This is a genomic window from Streptomyces venezuelae (genome assembly GCF_008642275.1).
In the GTDB taxonomy this organism is placed as follows: domain Bacteria; phylum Actinomycetota; class Actinomycetes; order Streptomycetales; family Streptomycetaceae; genus Streptomyces; species Streptomyces venezuelae_E.
Map to the genome: position 1 here is coordinate 6,492,693 of NZ_CP029189.1, position 23,507 is coordinate 6,516,199.

14 protein-coding genes are annotated in these 23,507 nt (G+C 76.5%); 2 read left to right on the forward strand and 12 right to left on the reverse strand.

Annotated features, from left to right (window positions below):
* Positions 1 to 5: 5 nt before the first annotated feature.
* A complete protein-coding gene (locus DEJ51_RS28750; protein WP_150260478.1) occupies positions 6 to 566 on the forward strand; it encodes a DUF6434 domain-containing protein in 561 nt (186 codons plus the stop codon).
* A gap of 7 nt (positions 567 to 573) precedes the next feature.
* Here DEJ51_RS28750 and DEJ51_RS28755 read toward each other — a convergent pair whose 3' ends face one another.
* Positions 574 to 1,137, reverse strand: coding sequence for a dihydrofolate reductase family protein (locus DEJ51_RS28755; RefSeq protein WP_150260479.1), 564 nt, complete (start codon positions 1,135 to 1,137; stop codon positions 574 to 576).
* On the opposite strand from DEJ51_RS28755, the gene DEJ51_RS28760 reads away from it, so the two are divergent.
* A complete protein-coding gene (locus tag DEJ51_RS28760; protein ID WP_150260480.1) occupies positions 1,136 to 2,296 on the forward strand; it encodes an enoyl-CoA hydratase/isomerase family protein in 1,161 nt (386 codons plus the stop codon). The two genes, DEJ51_RS28755 and DEJ51_RS28760, sit on opposite strands and share 2 nt — an antisense overlap.
* Here the strand turns inward: DEJ51_RS28760 and DEJ51_RS28765 are convergent.
* The 11 genes from DEJ51_RS28765 to DEJ51_RS28815 form a co-directional block, all read right to left on the reverse strand.
* Positions 2,283 to 3,014, reverse strand: coding sequence for a TetR/AcrR family transcriptional regulator (locus tag DEJ51_RS28765; protein ID WP_150260481.1), 732 nt, complete (start codon positions 3,012 to 3,014; stop codon positions 2,283 to 2,285). The genes DEJ51_RS28760 and DEJ51_RS28765 overlap by 14 nt on opposite strands.
* 198 nt (positions 3,015 to 3,212) lie before the next feature.
* Positions 3,213 to 4,136 carry an SDR family oxidoreductase gene (locus DEJ51_RS28770; RefSeq protein WP_150260482.1) on the reverse strand — a complete coding sequence of 308 codons (924 nt, stop codon included), beginning with the start codon at positions 4,134 to 4,136 and terminating at the stop codon, positions 3,213 to 3,215.
* Positions 4,111 to 5,373 (reverse strand): MFS transporter, encoded by a 1,263-nt coding sequence (locus DEJ51_RS28775; RefSeq protein ID WP_150260483.1) that lies wholly within the window; start codon positions 5,371 to 5,373, stop codon positions 4,111 to 4,113. The genes DEJ51_RS28770 and DEJ51_RS28775 overlap by 26 nt, the downstream gene beginning before the upstream one ends.
* Before the next feature lie 23 nt (positions 5,374 to 5,396).
* On the reverse strand, positions 5,397 to 6,668 hold the full coding sequence (locus DEJ51_RS28780; RefSeq protein WP_150260484.1) for an alkaline phosphatase family protein: 1,272 nt from the start codon (positions 6,666 to 6,668) through the stop codon (positions 5,397 to 5,399).
* Between the two features lie 56 nt (positions 6,669 to 6,724).
* The gene (locus tag DEJ51_RS28785; RefSeq protein ID WP_223836004.1) at positions 6,725 to 7,729 is read right to left on the reverse strand and encodes a galactokinase; all 1,005 of its coding nucleotides are present in this window, start codon (positions 7,727 to 7,729) and stop codon (positions 6,725 to 6,727) included.
* The gene (locus DEJ51_RS28790; RefSeq protein ID WP_223836005.1) at positions 7,726 to 9,594 is read right to left on the reverse strand and encodes a class I SAM-dependent methyltransferase; all 1,869 of its coding nucleotides are present in this window, start codon (positions 9,592 to 9,594) and stop codon (positions 7,726 to 7,728) included. The genes DEJ51_RS28785 and DEJ51_RS28790 overlap by 4 nt, the downstream gene beginning before the upstream one ends.
* Positions 9,591 to 10,766, reverse strand: coding sequence for a glycosyltransferase (locus tag DEJ51_RS28795; protein WP_150262213.1), 1,176 nt, complete (start codon positions 10,764 to 10,766; stop codon positions 9,591 to 9,593). Before DEJ51_RS28795 ends, DEJ51_RS28790 begins: the two co-directional genes overlap by 4 nt.
* A gap of 2 nt (positions 10,767 to 10,768) precedes the next feature.
* On the reverse strand, positions 10,769 to 11,653 hold the full coding sequence (locus tag DEJ51_RS28800; RefSeq protein WP_150260485.1) for an alpha/beta fold hydrolase: 885 nt from the start codon (positions 11,651 to 11,653) through the stop codon (positions 10,769 to 10,771).
* Between the two features lie 7 nt (positions 11,654 to 11,660).
* Positions 11,661 to 11,981, reverse strand: a complete 321-nt coding sequence (locus tag DEJ51_RS28805) for an acyl carrier protein (protein ID WP_150260486.1) — start codon at positions 11,979 to 11,981, stop codon at positions 11,661 to 11,663.
* Complete coding sequence (locus DEJ51_RS28810) at positions 11,971 to 16,515, reverse strand: type I polyketide synthase (protein WP_150260487.1); 4,545 nt, start codon at positions 16,513 to 16,515, stop codon at positions 11,971 to 11,973. Before DEJ51_RS28810 ends, DEJ51_RS28805 begins: the two co-directional genes overlap by 11 nt.
* Positions 16,508 to 23,383, reverse strand: a complete 6,876-nt coding sequence (locus DEJ51_RS28815) for a type I polyketide synthase (protein ID WP_223836006.1) — start codon at positions 23,381 to 23,383, stop codon at positions 16,508 to 16,510. Before DEJ51_RS28815 ends, DEJ51_RS28810 begins: the two co-directional genes overlap by 8 nt.
* Between the last annotated feature and the right edge of the window lie 124 nt (positions 23,384 to 23,507).

The following is a 23,507-nucleotide window of genomic DNA, read 5'->3' on the forward strand; positions in this document are numbered from 1 at the left end:
GGAACGTGAGTACGAATACGGGGGAGTCCCGGCCCGCCCTGACGCCCGCGTTGACCGGGACCGAGCTGCTGCGCTGGTATTGGACCCTGGCCGAACTGAGTGCGCTCGCAAGGGAGATCGGCCTCCCGGCAGGCGGTGGCAAGGCGGCCGTCACCGCGCGGCTCGCCGCCGCCCTCGACGGACGTCCCGCGCCCGCCGCCCCGGCGGCCCCCACACCCCGGCGCGCCGGGCGCCAGCTCTCGGACCCCGTCACCGGCGCGACCGTGATCCCACCGGGCCAGCGCTGTAGTCAGGTGCTGCGCGCGTACTTCGTCCGCGAGATCGGACCCGGCTTCCACTTCGACGCCTTCATGCGGGACTACGTCGCCCAACACGCGGGGCACACCCTCGCCGAGGCCGTCGCGCACTGGCACGCGACCCGCGCCCGGGCGGCCGGACCCCAGGAGGTGGGCGCGCAGTTTGAGTTCAACCGGTTCCTGCGCGCCTGGCACGCCGAGCACCCGGACGGGGCCCGCGCCGAGGCCCTGGCCGCGTGGCGGGCCCACCGGTCCCGCCCCCGGGACTGACCACCCGCTACGGGCGCTCGTAGCGCAGCAGGACGACGCCGTTGCCGAAGGTGTGGGTGTCCGTGTGCCGCAGGGTCACCGGAGCGTAGTCGAGGGTGGGGAAGAGCGGCGTGCCGCGCCCGATCCGCACCGGGTGCACGTAGATCCGGTACGCGTCCACGAGGTCCTGGCGCAGGAAGGAGGAGGCGAGGTCCGCCCCGCTCAGCGTCAGGTCGCCGCCCGGGGCCGCCTTGAGGGCGGCGACCTCCTCGGGCACGACGTCCCGCACGACCGTGGTGTTCCACTCGGCCGACCGCAGGGTGCGCGAGTACACGTACTTGGGCATGGACCGCCAGATCTCGGCGAACTCGGCCACCGGGCCGGCGTTCGCGGGATCGGCGTCGGCGGTCGGCCAGTAGTCCGCCATCAGCTCGTGCGTGACGCGTCCGCTGAGGAAGCCGCCCATCGGGCGGAGGGTGTCGTTCATGTGCTGGTGCAGCTCGTCGTCGACGCAGTGCCAGTCGATCTGCCGGTCCGGCCCCTCGACGTACCCGTCGAGCGACACCCCGGCCATCAGCACGATCTTCCGCATGACGGCCCACGGTACGCCCCGCCACCGCCCGGCGGCGGGCGCGGCGCGGGCCGCGGTGATACTGGCCGGTGTGAAGACCGAAGACGCGCAGACCGCGGACGCGAACACCGTGCTGTTCCACACCGACGGCCGGACCGGGGTGGTCACCCTCAACCGCCCCAAGGCCCTCAACGCCCTCACCCACCCCATGGTGATCCGCATCGACGAGGCGCTCGCCAGGTGGGCGGACGACCCCGCCGTCGACCAGGTCCTGATCCGCGGCGCCGGGGAGCGCGGCCTGTGCGCGGGCGGGGACATCCGCGCCATCCACGACGACGCCAAGGCCGGGAACACCGCCTCGGCGGACTTCTGGCGGGACGAGTACCGGCTCAACGCCCGCATCGCCCGCTACCCCAAGCCGTACGTCGCCCTCATGGACGGCATCACCATGGGCGGCGGCGTCGGCGTCTCCGCGCACGGCTCGGTCCGGATCGTCACCGAGCGCTCCCGCGTCGCCATGCCCGAGACCGGCATCGGCTTCGTCCCCGACGTCGGCGGCACCTACCTGCTCGGCCGCGCGCCCGGCGAACTCGGCACCCACCTGGCCCTCACCGGCACGGCGGTCGGCGCCGCCGACGCCCTGCTGTGCGGGCTCGCCGACCACTTCGTGCCGGCCGACCGGCTCCCGGAGCTGACCGCCGCCCTGGCCGGGGCCCCCGCCCACGAGGTGCTCCCGCGGTATGCCGCGGCCCCCGCGCCCGGTGAACTCGCCGCCCGGCGGGGCTGGATCGACCACTGCTACGCGGCCGGCACGGTCGAGGAGATCGTGGAGCGGCTGCTCGGCCAGGGCGAGCCCGCCGCCAAGGAGGCCGCCGAGACGATCCTGGCCAAGTCCCCGACCGCCCTCAAGGTCACCCTCGCCGCGCTGCGCCGGGCCGCGGAGCTCGGCCCGCTGGAGGAGGTCCTGGCCCAGGAGTTCCGGGTCTCGTGCAACGGGCTGAGCGCGCCCGACCTGGTCGAGGGCATCCGGGCGCAGGTCGTCGACAAGGACCGCGCACCGCGCTGGTCCCCGGCGACCCTGGCGGAGGTGGCCGGCGCGGACGTGGAGCGCTTCTTCACCCCGCTGGGGCAGGACCGTGAGCTGCGCCTGCCGCCGCGGGAGGACCTCAGCCGGGGCTGAGCCGGGCCTCCAGCCCGTCCAGGATCCGCTGGAGCCCGTAGTCGAAGTTCTCCTCGCGCAGCTTCCGGGGGTCCCGGCGCTGCCTCGCCGAGTGCTCCTCGGCAGGCAACGGGCGCCCGCGCGCCGGTCGTCCCTGCTCCCGCTGCCCGCCAGCGGCGGGCAGCGGGAGGGAGGCGGCCTCGCCGGTCGAGGCGCCGACCACGTAGGAGACGACCGCGTTCACGGCGAGGCCCGCCTCGTCCGCCGGGAACCCGGCCGTCCGCAGCAGTGCCAGCATCCGCTCCGACATGTGCGTCAGGTTCGGGCCGAGGCGCGCCGGCCCCGGCCGGCCGAGCAACGAGGCCACCCAGGGGTGGCGCAGGGCCATCGCGCGCAGGCTGTGGCTGCCGCGGGAGACGGCTTCGCGCCACTCGGCCGCACTCGCTGCGCCGGGTACCTCCAGCTCGCCGCAGACCTCGTCCACCACCAGCTCGATCAGCTCGCCCTTGCTGGCCACGTGCCGGTACAGGGAGGTGGCGGCGGCGCCCATACCGGTGCCGAGGCGGCGCATGCTCAGCGCCCCGATGCCCTCGGCATCGAGCAGCCGCACGGCCGCCGCCACGATCTGGGCCCGGCTGAGCGCCGGCTGCCGCTCCTTGCGGCGTGGGTGCGCCCAGTCGGAGGCGAGGGCGGCAGTGGCTCGCGCGGGAGGACGGATCTGCGGCGCGTCTGCTGACATGCCGCCAGCCTAATACCGTGACCGGCAGGGTCCACCAGGGCCACCCAGACCACCTGGACGCCCCGGCCACCGGCTGCGCACCGGGTACGGGGCCGGGCTACGAGCCCGCGTACGCGCGCAGATGACGGGCGGTCAGGGTGTCCGCCCGGGCCGCCAGGTCCGCCGGAGTCCCCTGGAAGACCACCCCGTGGCGCGTGCCTAGCGGTAGCCCGTGGTGTCCGCGGGGCGGCCCGGGTCCTGGACCTCGACCATGTAGCGCCAGCAGTCCGGCCGGCTGCCGTCCAGGTCCGTGAAGCCGTAGACCTGCGCGAGCTGCCCGCTGGAGACGGACGCCCCGTTCCAGCGCGCCACCTCCGGGTCCGCGGCGAGGGCCGCGACCGCCCGGCCCACGTACGACGGGGTCTCGGAGATGCCGAAGTGCGGGACCCTCGTGAGGGCGTCCCGCCAGTTCGCCTCCGTCACGCCGAAGTTGTCCAGCATCATCTCCGACCGCAGCCAGCCCGGGGTCAGCGCCACCGCCGTGGCCCCGCGCGGCCCCAGCTCGTGCCCCAGCGCGAACGCCATCCGCAGCACCGAGGACTTGGCGATGTCGTAGAAGAACGACACCCGGTAGTTGGCCGCGTTGTACTCGGCGGTGCCGTCCGTCATCTCCACCACCAGCCCGCCCGGCTCGCGCAGCAGCAACGGCACCGCGAAATGGCTGGTGACGGCGTGGGTCTCCACGGCCAGCCGCAGCAGCCGCAGCCCCTTGTCCAGGTCGTGCTCCCAGACCGTGCTGTCCCACTCGAAGAGCAGCTCCCCGCCCCAGACGTCGTTGACCAGGACGTCCAGACGGCCCTGCTCCGCGTCGATCCGGCCGACCAGGGCCTCGACCTGCGCCGGCACCAGATGGTCGGCCACCACCGGGATCCCCCGCCCGCCCGCCGCGGTGACCAGCTCGGCCGTCTCCTCGATGGTCTCGGGCCGGTCGTACTCCGAGCGCCTGCCCCGGGTGCTGCGCCCCGACACGTACACGGTCGCCCCCCGCGCACCCAGCTGGACCGCGATGCCCCGGCCCGCGCCCCGCGTCGCCCCGGCCACCAGGGCCACCCTGCCCTCAAGTGTTCGCTGTGTTTCCGGCATGTCCCGACCCTACGACGGCGACCGCCGCCAGAGAGAGCAACAGCCCGGCCGCCGCCAGAGCCAGCGCCGGGCCCGGCCCCCACAGGGTCCAGGCCGCGCCGAACAGCAGGGAGCCCGCGAACCGGGCCAGTGCCTGGGCCGTCTGGAGTACCGCGAGCCCGGTCGTGCGCAGCTCGGCGGGCAGCAGCGGCCCGGCCGCGGCCATCAGCACCCCGTCGGTGGCCGCGTAGAACAGCCCCAGCGGTACGAGCACACCGGCCACCAGCAGCGCCCCGGCCGGTACCGGGGCCATGAGCAGCAGGCAGGCGCCGAGCAGCAGCACGTGCCCGCCGAGGAAGACCCGGCGCCGGCCCAGCCGGTCGGCGAGCCGGCCCACGGGCAGCGCGGCCAGCAGGAACACGGCCGCCGTGCCGACGGGCAGCAGCGGGAAGTACGCGGCCGACAGGCCGAGCCGGCGCTGGAGCAGCAGGTAGAGGAAGGCGTCGCCGACGGTGAACAGGCCGAGGACGGCGGCGGTCAGGCAGAGCCCCCGCAGGCCGGGAAGGCGCACCAGGGTGCGGACCGGGGGCTGCGGGGGACGGCTCCGGGCCGGCGCGGGAGGTCCCGCCGGGGCCTCCCGGACGAAGAGGGCGAGCAGCACCACACCGAGGACGGCGACGCAGCAGCTCACGGTGAACACGGCCTCGTACCCGTCCACCGCGACCCACAGCACCCCGAACGCGGCCAGCGGCCCCAGCAGGGCACCCGCCGTGTCCAGTGCGCGGTGCACCCCGAAGGCGCGGCCCTGCTCCCCGGGCGGAACGGACAGCGAGATCAGTGCGTCGCGCGGGGCGGTGCGCAGGCCCTTGCCGGTGCGGTCGGCGGCGAGCACCGCCGCCACCGACCAGGGGGTGGCGACGGCGAGCAGGGCCGCCTTGCAGGCGGCGGAGAGCGCGTAGCCGGCGCCCGCGACGAGCTTGTGGCGCCGGGTGCGGTCGGCGATCCGCCCGCCCGCGAGGCGGAGCACCGCGGTGGCGCCCTGGTGCAGGCCGTCCAGGGCGCCGAACGCGAGCGGGGACATGCCGAGTCCGGCCATCAGGTACAACGGCAGGACCGCGGTGACCATTTCCGCGGAGACGTCCGTGACCAGGCTGACCAGCCCGAGCGCGAACACCGTGCCGGGGACGGCCCGCAGCGGGCCCTTCGGGGCCGGGGTGGCCCCGGCGATGTCCGAGGCCCGGCTGGTCGACAGGTACACGGATGCCTCCAGGGCAGGCCGGTCTAGAACCAGTTGACGGTGAGCGGGAACGCGGTGGTGACGGTGGTGCCCGTGGAGTCGGTGGCGGTCGCGGTGACCTGGACCGTGCCGCTGCCCCAGGGTTTGCCGCTGATCCGGCCGGAGCCGGCGTCGACGGTCAGGCCCCAGGGCAGCCCGGTGGCCGCGTACCGGACCGGAGGTCTGCCGCCGGTGGCGCTGAGCTGGACGGTGCAGGACTGGTTGAACTTGCAGCTCTGGGGGCCGGGGTTGGCCAGCTGCAGACCGCCCGCGGTCGGAGTGGGCGTGGGCGTCGGGGTGGGCGTGGGTGTGGGTGTGGGAGTCGGGGTGGGCGTCGGGTCCGTGGAGGTGTCGAAGACCTCCGTGATCGGCTGGACGTTGGCGGCGTTGCCCGCGTGCGTCGCCGTGCCGAACAGGTCCTCGAAGGTCCTCAGCAGATGGTGGTGGTTGAAGGCCGTGGCGTACCTGCCCGTCTTGACCTTCGCCCCGTAGAACACGGTGGCGATCTGGTTCGAGCCCAGGTAGTTGTCCTCGTCCCAGGTCAGGACCAGCAGGCTGTTGTTGGCCTTCGCCCACTGCGCGTAGGCGTCGAGGTTGTTCCTGGTCCAGGTGTCACCCGTGCCGACCGGGCACGAGTGCATGTCGTTGCACTGGTTGGGGACCACGAAGGACAGGCCCGGCAGCGCCGCGAAGTCGTTCCGGGGGAACTGCGCCCACGTCTTGCCCGTGTTCAGCGGCACGTTCCTGAAGGCGAACCACGGGTTGTGCTTCTGCGCGTACTGGCCGTTCGTGCAGGCCGTGGACCCCTCGCTCGGCAGGTCCTCGTTGTACGTCGCGAAGGTCCTGCCGGCGGCGATCAGCTCCTGGCCGAGGTTCGGCGCCGTCATCGACTGCGGGGTGTAGCAGCCGTCGCCCGTGATGCCCTGGGTGGCGCCGGAGAAGAGGTTGAAGTAGTTCGGCTGGCTGGGGTGGGTCAGCGCCTTCATTCCGGTCAGGCTCGCGCCGCCGTTCGCCAGCTGGTTGATGTACGGGGCGTTCGCGCTGCCGATGATCTCCCCGTACTGCTTGTTCTCGTACACCACGACCACCACGTGGTCGTACGCCGGCAGGGCCGCCGCCGTGGCGGCCGGCGCGGCGGCGGAACCGGGCACGGCGGCCTGGGAGTTGGCCACGGTGAAGGCGCCCAGCAGGCCGAGCGCGCCGATCCCGGCCACGAGCGCCGGCCATCGGGCCCCGCGTCTCGCGCGCGCCGTCGGGGTGGGTCGAAGGGTGGGCATGGGTGTCGTCCTCCTCGGTGTCGCCCGGGCCGGGGCCCGGGGCGTGGTCGTCGCCGTCATTCCTCGCGCCGGGCCGCACCGGCCACGGCGATGTTCAGGAACCGCGGTACGGGCCGCCCCCGGTCGCGGAAGTCCTCCGCCACCGCGGCCCGTACCGCCGCCAGCCGCGCCTCGGGCAGCAGCACCAGCGCGCTCCGCCCGGGCGTCCGCGCCTGTACCGGCGGCCAGGCACTCAGCGCCCCGGCCCGGCGGGCGCCGGCCACGGCCCGCGCCAGCTCCCGTGGCCGGTCCGCGGCCTCCCCGCGGACGGCGACCAGCACCAGCCGCGCTCCCGAGGCCGCCGGGTCGAAGGCGACGTAACGCCGGCGCCGCCGGGGCTCCGCGCCCAGCAGCAGGGCCCTGCCCGGCCGGGCGAAGAGCACCGCCCGGCGCAGTCCGTCGTCGCCGTCCGGGAGCGCCCCGGCCAGCAGCCCGGCCAGCCGCTCGCGGTCCGGCTGCTGACCCGCCGCCGTGTGTACGTCGGCCACCGCGAGCGCCACCGCGCACTCCGCGGGCTCCGCCGTGGCCAGCCCGGCGGCGCCCGTGAGCGAGCCCTGGACGTGCAGGTCGGTCCCCCCGCGGCCGTATCCGGCCCGGGCCAGCGCCCGGAGCACGGCGTACGGCCGGACCGCCCAGGCGGGCGCGGCCGGAGGCGGACCCGACAGGGTCAGCGGCAGATCGCAGCCGTCCGCGGGATGAGCGAGGGAGCTGAGCCGCACCAGCCCGTCCGTGCGCGGAGCCGCGGCCGCCGCCGTGGGCCAGCCGGCCGCCGCGACCAGCCCGGGGGAGCCCAGGTGGAAGGCGTACGGGGCGCTCCACACGGCGGCCGGGGTCCGCCCGTGCGCGGCCTCCAGGGCGTAGGCGACGAGACGGTACAGCGGATCGGCCGTCGCCCGGCGGGCGAGGTCTCCTCCGGCACGGTCGGCGGCGAGGGCGCGGTCGGGTGCGGGCCCGGGCTCGGCCCCAGTGGCACCGCGGGCCCCGGACGTCACCACGACGCCGACGGGATCCGCGCCCGTCACGGCGTGTCCTTGCGGGCCAGCATCCGGTAGGCGTTCCCGCCGTCCGTCCGCCGGGCCACCGCCGCGCGCACCGTGTCGAGCGCCGCCGCGGCGGCGAAGCACGGCAGTGCGGCCACCCGTACGGCGTGGGCGAGCAGCCGGGCGCGCGGCGTCGGCCCCGGGCCCCACGGCCGGTCCGGATCCGGGGACAGCCGCGTCGCCGCGAGGGCCACCGCGCCGAAGAAGTCGTTGCCCTGGTGGGCCGGTCCGTGCTCCTCGGCGACCACGGTGAACCCCCGGTCGGCCAGCGCCTCGCGCAGATTGGCCGCGGGCATCAGGTGCTGGTGCTGGGGCTGGAACCAGGGCAGCCAGAACGGCCCGACGAGCCGCGCCATCCGCGACTGCGGATCGGGCAGTTCGATGGCCAGGAACCCGCCGGGGGCGAGGACGGTGGCCGCCGCGTCCAGCTCGGCGAGCGGCTCCCGCGTGTGCTCCAGGTAGTGGTACATGCTGACCACCTCGTACTGGCCCGCCAGTTTCGGGGCGAACTCCGGGAACTGGCCCAGGTATCCGGTCTCCACCCAGCCGCGCCGCTCCGCCTCGCGCACCCCGTCGCCCATGTCGAGCCCGTCGAACCGGGTCCGCGGCCAGACCTCGCGCGCCGCGTTGCAGAAGTGTCCGTGACCGGTGCCGACGTCGAGCCAGGACGCCGGGTCGGCGTGCGGGAGCAGCATCTCGGCGCGCCCCCGGTAGGCGGCGCCCTGCGTGCCGAAGACGACGCCGGTGCCCTCGCCGCCGCGCCCGTCGTAGAAGTCCCGGTAGTAGAACTCCAGCCCTTCCAGGGTCAGTCGGGGATTCTGGAAGACGTGCCGGCACTCCCCGCACCGCTCCAGCGTGAACCGGCCCGGCTTGCCCTGGAGCAGGTCCGGCACCCGGACCTGGACGGTGAGCCGGTCGGACCCGCACCACGGGCAGTCCGCGCGGCGCGGTTCGAGGAACCGGTCGACGCCCGCCGCCAGATCCGCCCGGTACGCGGCCGCCCGCGCGGCCTCCTCCGCCCCGTCCGCGGGGGAGCTCCGGCCGGCGGCCGCGGCCGTACGCAGGCCCGCGCCGAGGGAGCGGACCGGCCGGGCCGCCGTGGCCCGGCCCAGACCGGCGGGGCGCAGCGCGGATCCCGGCCCGCCGAGGACCAGGTACGGCTGGAGCCAGTACAGCCCGGCCGCGGCCGCGCCCCACCGGCCCTGCCGCACGGCGACCCCCGCCAGCAGCGCCAGACCGCCGAGCTGCGCGGCGGCCAGCGCCCCCGGCGGCAGCCCCTGGGCCCGCAGCTCGGCGGCCCGCGCCGGACCTCCGGGCTCCCCGGCCCCGCCACAGCCGAGCCCGGGGGCGATGGCCAGTCCCGTGGCGTCGGCGGCGTACTCCTTCAACCGGCGGGTCAGTGCCAGCAGTTCCGCCGGTTCCGGGCGCGGGCCGGCCGGATCCACCCCGGCCCGGGCCAGCACCTCCTCGGTGACGAGCACGGCGAACCCGGCCCCGCGGCCCGCGGCGAGCCGGTCCTGCCGGTACCGGGCGGGGTCGACCAGGCGCAGCAGCCCCAGCGCCCGCTCGGCGGGCAGGTCCGCGGGCAGCAGGTCCAGCACCCGCAGGCCCTCCGCCTCCGCGTACCCGCAGGCGGCGAGGAAGGTGGCCGCATCCGGCTCGACGCCCCGGGCGGTGAGCAGCCGCCACCCGGCGGCGCGCGGCCCCCCGGCCGCCACCGCGGGCGGGGTCACCGGCAGCACCGGGATCGCCCGCAGCCGGCGCCGGGCACGTACGGTGCCGGCGCCGAGGGCGGCCAGTAACAGGACGGAGGTCCAGGGGACCCGGGAGAGCGGGGGTGGCGTCATGGCAGTTTCTCCAACCGGTCGGCCGCGGCGGCGGCCCCGCCCGCCGCGGCGAATGAGGCCTGGATCCGCCGGGCGGCCCGGCGCGGGCCGGGATCGTCCAGTACGGCGGTGAGTGCGTCGCGCAGTTCCTCGGCCCGGGTCCGGCCGAACCGCACCCGGACGCCGGCTCCGGCCAGGGCCACCTGCCGGGCCACGATCGGCTGGTCGTCCCGGATCGGGGCGACGACCAGCGGCAGCCCGTGGGCGAGGGCCTCGCAGACGGTGTTGTGGCCCGCGTGGCAGAGCACCGCGTCCAGGTGCGGCAGCAGCTCCAGTTGCGGGACGCTCTCCTGGAGCAGGACGTGGCCCGGTACGGTCCCGACCAGGGCGGCGGGCGCCGCCAGGACGAACTGGACGTCCTCGGCGAGCCGTTCGGCGGCGCCCAGCACCGCACCGTAGAACCGGGCCCCGGCCGCCTGGTTGAGGGTGCCCAGCGACACCAGCACCCTGCGCCGCGCCGGGTCCAGCCGCAACCAGGGAAATCCGGGGGCCGGCGGGCGGGCTCCGAAGGCGGGCCCCACGAAGGCGTAGCGGGGCGGGAAGTCCTGTTCGCGGCCCACGAGTTCGGGAGTGGAGAAGACCAGCACCAGCCGCTCGGAGAACCGCGGGTCCCAGTCCGCGCGGTCACCCGGATCCCGCGCCGCGCCGAACTCCGCGAGCAGGCCGGAGATCTGCCCGGCCACCCACTCCCCGACCTTCGGGAAGTCCGCGAAGGGCCGGGTCAGCTCGGCCGAGGTGCTGGCCGACGTCACCCACGGGACCCCGAGCCGCCGGGCCACCAGCGGCCCGGCCAGGGCCTGCTGGTCGGCGACCAGCACGTCCGGCCCGAAGGCGCGGACGGCCCGGGCGACCCCCGGAACCATCGCCCGGGCCAGCGGCACCAGCGCCTCCTCCCAGAGGAACCGCAGCGCGCCGACCCCGCGCAGATCGCGCCAGCTCTCGTGCAGCGCCGCGTACCCGCCGGGACCGAGCTCCTCCCCGGCGGGCAGGATCCGGGCCTGCGCGGGCAGCAGCCGGGCCAGCGCCGAGGGTGGTCCCGTCCAGGCGATCTCATGTCCCCGGGCGGCCAGTTCGGCGCCGACGGCCACGGTCGGATTGACGTGCCCCGCCAGCGGCGGCACGGTGAACAGCACCCTCACGGGACCAGCGCTCCCACCCGCGGCGACGCCGCCGTCGCCGCGCCGGTCCCCGTGCCGGCCGTCGTACCGGTGGCCGCGTCGGCCGTGGCGCCGGCCGTCGCGGCGAGATGGGCGAGCACGGTCTCGCGCAGCACACCACTGCTCTCCTTCAGGACGTCGTGCCCCAGGTCCGGCAGGATCCGCAGCACGCCGTGCGGGGCATGGCGCGCCAGCTCCTCGCCTCCCGGCAGGAGTTCGGAGTGCTCGCCGCAGACGACCAGGACCGGGCAGCGCAGCCGGGCGAAGTCCGCCGAGGTGAAGACGCGGCTCGCCGCGATGTCGTCGATGAGGGAGGTGCGGTTGAGGAGGGCGTCGGCGATGGCCGTCAGGTTGGCGGCCTTGCGCAGGCGCAGGGTGAGGAGCTCGGTGGGGACCGTGCTGTCCTCCAGGCTCAGCGCGGCGGCCGACAGGGTGTCCACCATGTTCTCCACCCAGGCGCCGCCGAGCGGCGGTTCGAGGAGGGTGAGCCCGGTGACCAGGTCCGGCCGGGCCAGGGCGGCGTGCAGGGCGAGCGTCCCGCCGTAGCTGTTGCCGACCAGGTGGACGGGGCGCTGCCCGAGGTCCAGCGCGCCGAGCAGGGCGAACAGGTCCCGTACGGCGGTGCGGCTGTCGTAGCCGGACCCCGGGCGCTCGGTGCGGCCGTGGCCGCGCAGGTCGTAGAGGACGGCCTCGTGGCCGGCGCGGGCCACGGGCAGGGCCAGGGGGCAGTAGAAGGAGGACAGGTTGTCGACGACCAGCCCGTGCAGGAACACCACGACGGGCCGGTCGGGGGCGGCGGCGCCGGCGGTGGCCGGGAGCCGCTGGACGTGGAAGCGCAGGGAGCCCGCCTGGACGAAGGCCATGGCCGGCTCAGCCGGCCGACGCGGGGGAGGACCCCGCCGCGGCCCGGGCCAGGGAGGTGTGGGTGATCCGGCCGATGTGGGTGACGAGCTCGCCGACGGACATGGCCAGGATGGCGTCCATGTCCTTCTCGGCCAGGAAGCCCATCAGGTCCACGCCGGCGCCGTAGCGGTGGTGGAGCAGTTCGGCGAGGGCGACGAACTCGATGCTCTCCAGGGCGAGGTCCTCGTTGAAGGTCGTCTTCATCGTGACCTCCTCCGCGAGCAGGTACTCGTCGCCGACGATCTCCACGAGCATGCCGGTGATCTCGGCGAGGATGTCAGTTGCCATGACGGGCCTCCGTGAGGGGAAGGGGGACGGGTACGGGGCGGGGCGCCGCGGGGTGGGCGGTCCAGGCGACGACGTGGCCGGGCACGGCGTCGGTGGGCGGGGACGTGAGCGGTCCCGTGACCGGCGTGGCGAGCGATGTGGTGCGGACCGGGTACGGGTCCCCCACGGGGGAGGTCACGAGCAGCGCGCCGGAATCCGGGTCCCAGGCCACCCGCCAGTCCCGCGGCCGGCCGCCCAGCCCGCTCCCGGCGGCCTTGGCAGCGGCTTCCTTGGCACACCACAGGGCGGTGAGCGCCGCGGGCAGCCCGTTGCCCTCACGGGCGGCCAGCCCTTCGGCGAGGCGGAGTTCGTCCGGACCGAGCGCGATCCGGATCAGCGCGTCCGGGTCCGCCGTCACCTGTTCCACGTCGATGCCGGCCGGGCGGGCCGGGTCGGCGAGGGCGACCGCGATCCGGTCCTTGTGGGCGATCGACAGCCGGAAGCCGGCGGTCAGCGGGGACTCGGCCAGCGGGCGCCCCGCCGGGTCGTTGCCGATCGGCACCTCCGCGGGGAACACCGGCCCGGCTCCGCCGTCCCACAGCAGCTGCCGCAGCGCGTCCTTGGCCGCGATCCGGCCCAGCAGCCAGGGCGCCCGGGCACGCGGCGACAGCCGCTCGTAGGAGGCCCGTTCGGCGGCACCCAGGTAGCGGCGCATGACCAGTTCCTGCGAGGCGGGGTCGCTCCAGCGGCGCCGGGCCAGACACCAGCCCTCGGGCCGGGGTTCACCGATCCCGCACACCTCCGGGGTGAACTTCATCGGCCAGACCCGCTCGTCGGCGCCGAACCGGCGGTACGTCCACCCCTCGATCCGGGCCCACACCCCGCCGTCCGCCCCGCGCAGCTCGATGTCACCGCGCACGGTGACGTCCTGCACCGCGCGGATCCGGGCCGTGGCGGTCACCAGCTCCCGCGGAGCGGGCGCAGGCCCGTAGAACCGGACGCGGTCCACGGTGGCCGGGAACACCAGCCGGTCCACCGGCAGGCGCAACTGCATCCAGTGCCCGAAGAGCTGCCCGGCGGCGTCGAGCAGCGCACCCGGGTCGGGCAGGGCCCGCAGGACCCCCTGGATGCCGTCCGAGCCGACGGACCGCACCTCGTGCACCCCGGCGAAGCGCGGGCCGTGGAACATCCACCGGTCGCGGTACAGGGCTTCGGCGCTGACCGGGGCGGGCCCGGGATCGCGCAGGGGACTGCCGTCGGGCGCGGGCGGCTCCCCGTACCGCTCGCCGAGCAGCACGACCACCGAGGCGTACTCCCCGAGCCCGACCCGCATCCGGCCCGGGCCGTCACCGCGGACGGTGACCTCGACGTCGACGGCCGGCTCGACCGCGAGCCACCGCAGGGCCCGTACGTCCTCGTAGCCGACGACGACCAGGCCGGGCGGGGCGTGCCGCCGGGCGGCGTCGGCCGCCAGCTCCAGCATCGTGGTCATGGGCACCACCGGGAACCGGTCCGAGTCCTCCGGCCAGTCGTCGGGCTGGAGGTACACGCAGTGGTCCCGTACGTAGGGGAGTGCGGCGAGGGACAGCCGCAGGGTGTGACGGGCCGGTCCCGGATCCGGGACCGGAGCCGCAGCCCGGAGCGGGGCGGACACCGCCGGATCCGGGACCGCGGTCGACCAGGCCCCGGTGACCGCCCGGACGGCCGACTCGGCGTCGGCCAGCACCGCGTCCAGCGCGGACAGCAGCGCGGGCCGGCCGTCCGCGGGTCCGCCCGCCGGTGCCGGTGCCGGTGCCGTGGGTGCCGGTGCCAGGAGGCCGGCGAGTGCGGCCCGGTCCTCCTCGCCGAGCCGGACCAGCGGGGACCCGAGGTCCAGCGGCATCCCGCGCCCCGGAGAGCGCACCGGCGCCGGTACGGGCGGCGCCTCGGTCGCCCCGTCCCACCGCGGCGCGTACCCCTCGACCCAGAGCGCGGCACAGGTGCGGCGGAGCGCCGCCAGGCCCGGCAGGCGCGGGGAGGAGGTGGAGACCGACAGATGCGGGCGTTCGCGCAGGGTGTCCTCGACGAAACCGGGCAGGCTGCCCGGGCCCAGCGTGACGAAGCCGCGCACGCCCTCGTCCTCGTACAGCCGCAGAGTCAGCTCACGGAACCGGACCGGCTCCAGCAGGTGCCGTACGACCAGGTCGCGTACGTCCTGCGGCGCGGACGGGAACGGCGCGCACGTGGTGGCCGACCACACCGGGAGCGCCCCGGGCCGCAGCGGAAGCCGGTCGAAGGCGGCGCGGACCTGCCCGAGGTACGGCTCCCACATCGGGGTGTGGAAACCCGAACGGAACGGCAGCTCCTGCCCGAGCACCCCGTCACCGCGCAACCGGGCCACAGCCGCCGCCACTTGTGCCGGATCCCCGCAGACCACCGACTGGTGGGGGCAGTTGTCGTGGCTGACCACCACCCGGTCCAGGTCGTGGAGCGCGGCCCGGGCCCGCGCGGCGCTGCAGCCCAGTGCCGCGTACACGAGATCCGGGACCCGGAGAGCGCCCGGCCGCAGGGAGCCGAGGAAGGCGTCCGCCGCCTCCTGCGGGTACATGCCGGCCGCCACCATCGCCGCCCACTCGCCCAGGCTGTGGCCCGCCAGCACATCGGCCTCGACACCCAGTCCGGGCAGGACGCGGGCGAAGAAGCGGCCCGTCGCGATCGCGTCGAGGGCCCGCTCCACCAGGGACGTGCCACGGGTCAGCCGGGGGGCCGTCAGCGCGAACCGCTCCGCCACGTCGTCCACGACGGGAGCGAACTCCGGCTCCAGGCCCGGGAACAGGAACGCCACCCGGCCGCCCAGTGGCTCCGGGGTGAACCACACGTCCCCGCGCCCCCGCCACGGCCGCCCACGCGCCACCACCTTGGCGGCGAGCGCCAGCCGCTGGGGTGTGGGCCCGACCACCGCGACCCGGCAGGGCCCGTCGCCGCCCGACACCGGGACGGCCGCCGCCAGCCGGGCCGCCAGCTGCGCCGGACCGTCCGCACCGACGAGGAGTACGTCGCCCCCCGCGGCCGGCCCCACCGGCGCGGCCGGTCCTCCCAGCGGCAGGAACCGGCGCACCGGGGCCGGACGCGAGGCCGCCGGAGCCTCCTCCAGCACCACATGGGCGTTGATCCCGCCGAAGCCGAAGGCGTTGACCCCGGCCCGGCGCGGCCCGGGCCCGCGCTCCCAGGGCTCGGCCGCGTTCACCGGGCGCATCCGCGTCCGGGCCAGGTCCGGGTGCGGCTCCTCGATGTGCAGCGTCGGCGGCAGCACCCCCTCGTGCACGGCGAGGGCGGCCTTGATCAGCCCGGCCATGCCCGAGGCCTGCATGGTGTGCCCGAGCATCGACTTCACCGAGCCGAAGCCGATCCCGTGCCCGCCCGCCGGTCCCGGAGGTCCGAACACCTGGGCCAGGGTGTCCAGTTCGGCGCCGTCCCCGACCGGGGTGCCCGTGCCGTGGGCCTCCAGCAGACCCAGCGCGCCCGGCGCCCGCGGATCCAGCCCGGCCTCCCGCCAGGCCCGTTCCAGGGCCTGCACCTGGCCCGCGACCAGCGGGCTCATCAGGCTCGCCGCGCGGCCGTCCCCGGCCACGCCCGTACCGCGGATCACCGCGTACACGCGGTCGCCGTCGCGCTCCGCGTCCGCCAGCCGCTTCAGCAGCACCACCCCGGTGCCCTCCGACAGCAGGGTCCCGTCCGCCCGGCGGTCGAAGGGCCGGATCCGCTCGCTCGGGCTGAGCGCCCGCAGCTGGGTGAACACGCTCCACAGCGTCGCGATGTGACAGTGGTGGACCGCCCCGGCGACCACCGCGTCGCAGCGTCCCGCGGCCAGCAGCCCCACCGCCTGGTCCACCGCCAGCAGGGAGGAGGCGCAGGCCGCGTCCAGGGTGTAGGCGGGCCCGCGGAAGTCCAGCCGGTTCGCGGTCCGGGCGGCGGTGAAACTCGGCACCAGCCCGATCGACGCATCCGGCCGCTCAGGCCCCAGAGCGTCCTGGAAGGCGGAGCGCACCGCCGCGATCCGCCGCTCACCCAGCTCCGGTGCCAGCTCCCGCAAGGTCTGCGCCAACTGGTGCGCCGTACGCACCCGTTGGTCGAGCCGCGCGGTGGCCACTCCCATGAACCCGCCGCGCCCCAGCACCACCCCGATCCGAGACCGGTCGGCCGGCAGCCGGGCCTCGCCGCCCGCGTCGGCGATCGCCTCGGCCGTCGCGTGCAGGGCCAGCATCTGGTCCGGCTCGGCCCCCTCCACGGCGGCCGGCATGATCCCGAACCGGGTCGGGTCGAAGGCGGCGAGGCCGTCGACGAAGCCGCCGCGCCGGCAGTAGAACCGGTCGCCCGTCACCGGACCGGTCGCGCCCTGCGGGTCGTAGTACACCTCGGGGTCCCAGCGCCCCGGCGGGACCTCGCCGACGCAGTCCGTACCGGCGAGCAGATTGCGCCGGTACGCGGCCAGATCGGCGGCCCCGGGGAACACCGCGCCCATGCCGACGATCGCGGCATCGGCCGGGCGCGGCCCGCGCCGCTCCCCGTCACGCATCGCCCCGGCCCTCCTGTGCCATCAGGACCACCTGTACGTCGCCGCCGCAGGCCAGTTCGTCGAGGAACGCGGCGGTGCCGGCCTCCGGTGCGATCAGCGGGATCCCGCGCCGGACGTAGGCACGCTCCAGCTCGGGGGTGACCATCCCGCCCGCCTCCGCCGCCCAGGGACCCCAGTCGACGGACAGCACCCGGCCCGGGAAGGACTCGGCCCAGGTGTGCGCGAGGCCGTCCAGGGCGTCGTTGGCGGCGGCGTAGTCGCACTGGCCGCGGTTGCCGTACACCCCGGAGACGCTGCCGAAGAGGGCGAGGAACCGGGGCGCGGGACCGTCCCCGTGCTCGGCGGCCGCCGAGGCCAGATGGCGGGCCCCGTCGACCTTCGTGGTGAACACCGCGCTGAAGTCGGCCGGTTGCTTGTCCCGCAGCAGGCCGTCCCGCAGGACGCCGGCGCCGTGCACGATGCCGTCGAGGCGGCCGTGGCGCTCCCGGATGCCGGCCACGACCGCCCGCACGGCCCGCTCGTCGGTCACGTCGGCGCAGTGGTACCGCACGGAGGCCGCCGCGGTGCCGAGGGCGGCCAGGGTGGCCCGGACCTCGCGCTCGGCGAGGATCCGCGAGGCCGCCGCCTCGATGTCCGCGGGTGTACGCAGCCCCGCGGCGATCAGGGCGGCACGCAGCGCGACCCGGTCCTGGGCCTGCCCGAACTCCGCCTCCCCGGCGAATGGTTCGGGGGTGCGGCCGATGAGTTCCACGTGACAGCCGGTGGCGTGGGCCAGGGCGAGCGCGGTGCGGGCCGTGATGCCACGGGCCCCGCCCGTGAGCAGGACCACCGAGGCGCGGTCCAGCAGCGGCGGGCCGTCGGACGCGCGCAGGGGAGCGGGAACGGGGCGGCGGGCGACGCGGGTTCCCTCGGCGGTGTACCCGACGGAGGCGGTCGGGCGTGCGTCACCGCTCGCGCCGCTGCTGCCGCCGCTTCCGTCCGCGCCGTCGCTGCTCAGTTCCGCCACCAGCTGCGCCGCGATGCGTTCCGGGTCCTCCTTGGGGCAGATGTCCACGGCGCGGACCAGCGCGGCGGGGAACTCCAGGGCCGCGCTGCGGGCGAAGCCGTGCAGACCGGCCCCGGGGGTGCCGGGGCCGGTGACGAGCAGCAGCCGCGGGGTTCCCGCCGTCAGAACCGTCCGCAGACCCGGGAAGGCGCCGGGCAGCACGGGAGCGGCGGTGGTCCGCAGCGCGGAGAGGTCGACGAGCCCGTCGAAGCCGGGCCCCGCGGTGCTCAGGAGGACCGGCTCGGCGCCGTGCTCCGCCAGGGCCGCGACGAGGGCGGGCGCGACGGCCTGGCCGTCCTCGACGACTCCGATGCGCAGGCCCCGCAGGGACCCCGGGTCGCCGTCGGGCCCCGGTACGGGCAGCAGGGCCACCCGGAGCCGGACGATCGGGTGCGGGGCGGGCGCCGGTGCGGTGCCCGGCCCGGCGGGTACGGGGGGAGCGGCTGCCGCCGCGGGTGTGCGGGAGGTGATCCAGGCGACGATGCCGTGCAGGGTCTTGATCCGGGACAGTTCCTCGACCGCGGACTGGGCGGAGCCGCCGCCCGGATCCCGGGGGAGTCCGATCCGGTCGGCGAGGGCGCCGATGATCTCCACACGTTTGATGGAGTCGATGGAGAGGTCCGCTTCGAGGTCGAGTCCGGGGTCGAGCATGTCCCGGGGGTAGCCGGTGCGGGTGTGGACGATCTCCAGGACGAGGTCCATGACCTCCTCGGCGGTACGGGGGCCCTGCGGTGCCGGGGCGGGTGCGGGTGCGGGTGCCGGTGCGGGGGCGGCGGCCGTGCCGGGGCCGGTGGCGCGCCGGGACGTCTCCTCGGACGCCGAACGCGACGGGGGGACGGACGGCTCGACGGCAGGCCGGTCGGCGCCCAGCGCGGATCGCCCCGGCACCTGCCCGGCCGGGGCGCCGGATCCGGGGAGTGCCCCGGCGCCCAGGAAGCCGAGCAGGACGTCGCGCTGGGCCTCCACCAGCTCGCGGGTGCCGCGCAGGTACTCCAGTACGGCCTCCTCCCGGCGGTCGGTGCCGGGCACCGCCGCCGACGGGTCCGCCGTACGTGCCTCCACCACCGGCGCGGGCACCCGGCGGGCCGGGCGGAGGCCGCCCGGGACGGGCTCGCCGTCCGCGGTGCGGACCAGGTGGCCGTCGACCAGCCAGCCCGGTCGCCGCGGGGCGTGCGCCGGCAGCCGGGAGGTGCGGCCGCGGAACAGGGCCCCCGGTGCCACCGGCACACCCGCAGCAGCCAGCTCGGCCAGTGCGGTGACCAGCCTGACCAGGCCGTGCTCGCCCGGAACGTCCAGCGGGACCACCGTGTGCGGGCGCCCGTGCAGGATCCGGCCGACCAGACCGGAGAGGACCCGGCCGGGCCCCGCTTCCACGAACGTCCGGACGCCGGCCGCGTACATGGCCTCCACCTGCTCGACGAACCGGACCGGCTCCGCGACCTGGCGCGCGGCAAGGCTCCGTACCTCTTCGGCCGTCGCCGGATACCGGTCCGCCGTCGTGTTCGACCAGACCGGGGTGTGCGGAGCCCTCACCGGCGTCGCGGTCAGTTCCGCCGCGAGGGTCTTCGCCGCCCCCGCCACCACCTCGCTGTGGAACGCGCACGCCACGGGGAGGGGTTCGGCGGCGAAGCCCGCCTCGCGCAGCGCCGTCACCGCCATCGACACGGCTGCCGTCGGGCCCGAGACCACGCACTGCCGGGGCGCGTTGTGGTTCGCCACCACGCATCCGGCGCGCTCCGCGATCTCCCGTACCTCCCCCGGCGCGGCCGACACCGCCGCCATCGATCCGGGATCCGCGCCGGCGGCCGCCACGATCGCCTCGGCCCGGCGGGCGCTCAGCCGCAGCAGGCTCTGCGTGTCGTAGGCCCCCGCCGCCCACAACGCGGTGAGTTCGCCGTACGAGTGCCCGGCCACGCAGTCCGGCCGGACGCCGAGCCCGCCGAGCAGCAAGTGCGCCGCCGCCCCCGCGAGGCCCAGGGCCGGCTGCGCCACGCGGGTGTCGGTGACGGCCGCCCGCTGCGCGGCCCGCCCCTCGGCGGTGAAGGCCGCCGGAGGGAACATCGTCGACACCACCGGGGGCGGGGCCGAGTCCAGCAGCCCGCGCAGGGCGGGGAAGGCCGTGAAGAGGTCGGCGAGCATGCGCGGGCGCTGGCTGCCCTGGCCGGGGAAGAGGAAGGCCACCCCGCCCGGTTCCGCAGCCTCCTCCCGTACGTGCACCCCCGGGCCCGCGGTGAACGTACGGGCCTGCTCCAGGCGGGCCGACAGTTCGTCCAGGTCGGCGGCCACGACCGCCACCCTGATCCTGCCGGGGGCCGCGGCGGTCTCCGCCGCGAGGTCCCGCAGCGCCCAGGGCCGCCCGGCCGCGTCGTTCTCCTCCAGCCGCGCCGCGAGCCGGGCCATCGCCCGGCCCGCCGCCCGCCGGTCCTCGCCGCGGAAGCAGAACAGCTCCGCCGGCCACTCCTCCAGCCCGTGCCGGGGCTCCGCCGAGCCCCCGTGACCGGCCAGGACCGCGTGGTAGTTGGTGCCGCCGAAGCCGAAGGCGCTGACCCCGGCGAACCGCCGCTCCGCGGGCACCGGCCAGGGCCGGGCCTCGCTGTCGAAGGAGAACGGGCTGGTCTCCGCCCGCCAGGCCGGGTTGGGCGCGTCGATGTGCAGGGTCGGGGGCCGCACCCCGGTGTGGACCGCCCGGGCCGCCTTGATCAGCCCGGCCAGCCCGGCCGCGCACTTGGTGTGCCCGAGCTGCGACTTCACCGAACCCAGGGCGCAGGAGCCGGGCTCGGCGCCCGACGCGGTGAACAGGTCGCTCAGGACCGAGAGTTCGGTGCTGTCCCCGACCACGGTGCCGGTGCCGTGCGCCTCGACCAGGCCCACCTGGTCGGGGGTGATGCCCGCCCTGGCATACGCCCGCTCCAGGGCCCGCCGCTGCCCTTCCGGCCGGGGCGCGGTCAGACCGAGGGAGCGGCCGTCGCTGGCGGCGCCCACCGCCTTGATCACGGCGTACACGCGGTCGCCGTCGCGTTCCGCGTCCGCGAGCCGCTTCAGGACCAGCGCGCCGACGCCCTCGCCGAGCGCGATCCCGTCGGCGGCCGCGTCGAAGGGCCGGCAGCGGCCACCGGGCGACAGGGCGCGCACGGAGGCGAACATCAGGTAGTCATTGATGCCGTTGTGTACGTCGGCGCCCCCACAGATGACCATGTCGCTGTCGTGGTCGCGGAGTTGGCGGCAGGCGAGGTCCAGGGCGGCGAGCGAGGAGGCGCAGGCGGCGTCCACGGTGCAGTTCGCCCCGCCCAGGTCGAGGCGGTTGGCGACCCGTCCGGCGATGACGTTGGCGAGGATCCCGGGGAAGGAGTCCTCGGTGAGGCGCGGCAGTTGCCCGTCCAACTCGGGCGGGAGGTCACCCAGGTAGGCGGGGTGCAGGGCGCGCAGCCCGTAGGCGCCGGCGAGTTCCGTACCGGCCTCCGCGCCGAACACCACCGAGGTCCGGGAGCGGTCGAAGACGCGGTCCTTGCCGTAGCCCGCGTCCCCGAGGGCCCGCGCCGAGATCTCCAGGGCCAGCAGCTGCACCGGCTCGATCCCGGCGAGCGAGGCGGGCGGGATGCCGTGCGCGAGGGCGTCGAAGGGCACCGGGCCGAGGAAGCCGCCCCAGCGGGACGGGGTGCGCTCACCGGCCCGGGCCGGGTCGGCGTCGTAGTAGAGCTCCGGGTCCCAGCGTTCCGCCGGCACCTCGGTGACGGCGTCGGTCCCCGCGAGGACCATGGACCAGTAGGCGGCGAGGTCGGGGGCGCCCGGATAGGCACAGGCCATCCCGACGACGGCGATGTCCAGCGGGTCGGCGGGCTGCGCCCCCCGTCGCGCCGAGAGCCCGGCGCCGGCGAGCTCGCGGGCCCGCCGCTCCAGCAGTGCGGTGGCCCCCTCGGTGACCTGCGCGTGCAGCGCCGCGACCGTGGTGGTGGCCGTACGCAGGGTGGCCGCCTGCCCGAGCATGAACAGCCCGTCGGTCCGCTGCTGTTCCTCGGACACGGGCTCCAGCGCACCGTCCCGGTCGGGGCTTCTGCGCAGGCCCTTGCTGGCGATCCGCAGCCGCCCCAGGTTGAGCCGCTCCAGCTCCTCCCACATCGCGCGCGGTTCGACGCCGTTGCGCGTGAGCCGCTGCCGGGTCGCCTCGAAGGCCTCGGCGTACGGGGTGGCCGCGCACCGGGTGGCGTGTCCCGGCGCGGTGTGCAGCAGCACGGTGTCCGTGCACTCCACCGCCGCCCGCTGGAAGCCCGGCCGGACCGCGCCCGCCGTGACGGCCTCCTCCGTGAACAGGTAGGCGGTGCCCATCAGCACCCCGGCCCGGGCACCCCGGGCGGCCAGCGGGGCCGCCGCCGCCATCGCCATCGCGGCGGAGCGCGCATCGTGGATCCCGCCAGCGAACAGCACGTCCAGGGCCTCCGGTTCGGGGCAGTCCAGCAGGCGCTCGATCTGCTCCTCCCACAGCGGGAACGAGGCGCGCGGCCCCACGTGTCCACCGCACTCCAGCCCCTCGAAGACGAACCGCCGCGCCCCCTCGGCGAGATACCGCTCCAGCAGCCCGGGCGAGGGGACGTGCAGGTGGGTCCGGATCCCGGCCGCCTCCAGCGGGGCCGCCTGCGCAGGGGTGCCGCCGGCGATGATCGCGTACGGCGGGCGGGCCGCGGTCACGGCTGCCAGCTGCTCCTGCCGCAGCCCGGGCGGGGCGAAGCCGAGCAGGCCCACGCCCCAGGGCAGGTCCCCGAGCCGCTCGGCGGTCTCCGCCAGCAGCCGGCGTACGTCCGGGCCCTCCATCACCGCGAGCGCCAGGTACGGCACCCCGCCGGCGCCGGCCACGGCGGCGGCGAAGGCCGCCTGGTCGCTCACCCGGGTCATCGGGCCCTGCGCGACGGGGTGCGGCCGGCCGAGGGGCCGGGCCCGTACCGCCGCGTCCAGGTGCCCGGTGACGGCGGCCCGAACGGCCTGCAGGACACCGCCCGTGGTCCGGTACCGCGCGGCCAGCCGGGACGCCGAGGCCCCGTCCTGCCCGACGGGCAGCAGCTGGGCGCGCAGGTCGCGGGCGCCGAGCAGGGTGTGCACGGGCCCCTCGGGCGGGGTCAGGTCGGGCCGGGCGAACACCCGGTGGCCCGCGACCAGCCGGGTCTCGGAGCCGTCCATCACCCGCAGCGCGGCGACGACTTCCTCCGGGAGTCCGGCCTCACACTCGGTGGTCAGGGCCAGTTGTACGTCGAGCAGCACCCCGGCGGCCCCGCCCGCGACGGCCGCGGCGGCCGTGTGCGGGCCGATCCCGCCCCGGGCCCGGACGGGGACGGTGACTGCGGGGTCGCCGAGGAGCTGCTGGAGCAGGACGAAAGTGGTCGCCGGACCCACCCGGCCGCCTCCCTCATGGCCGTTGGCCACCAGAGCGCCCGCTCCCGCGGCCACGGCCGTCCTGGCCTCGGCCGCACCGGTGACCTCGGCCCAGACCCGGGGCCGCCCGGCCGCCGAGGCCCAGGCGGCCACCTGCTCGGGGGTGTGCGAAGCGGGGTCGGCGAGCAGCACGGTGTCCACGGCGGCGGGCAGCTCCCCGGGGCCGAGCGGGCACCCGGCCGGCACCCGCACCCCGTACCGCCGGGTGTCACCGCCGAGGCGGCGGCCCAGTTCCGCGAGACCGCGCCGTGCCGCGCCGGCGTCCCGTCCGAGGTCGAGCAGGCCGAGGGCACCGGCGCGTTCGGCGGCGGTCACGACGGCCGGGTGGGGTTCCTCGAAGGGGCTGACGGCGACGACGAGGTCACGGGTGGCGGCGGCGGGCTGCGGGTGCTGGGGGGTCACGGGCGCTCCTCTACCAGTGCTGTGTGACATGACGCTGTGCGGGAGGAAAGAAGGGACGAAGGGATGAAGGGCGGTGGACCGGCGGCGGGTGAACCGGCGTTGCAGGTGTACCGGCGTGCGGGTG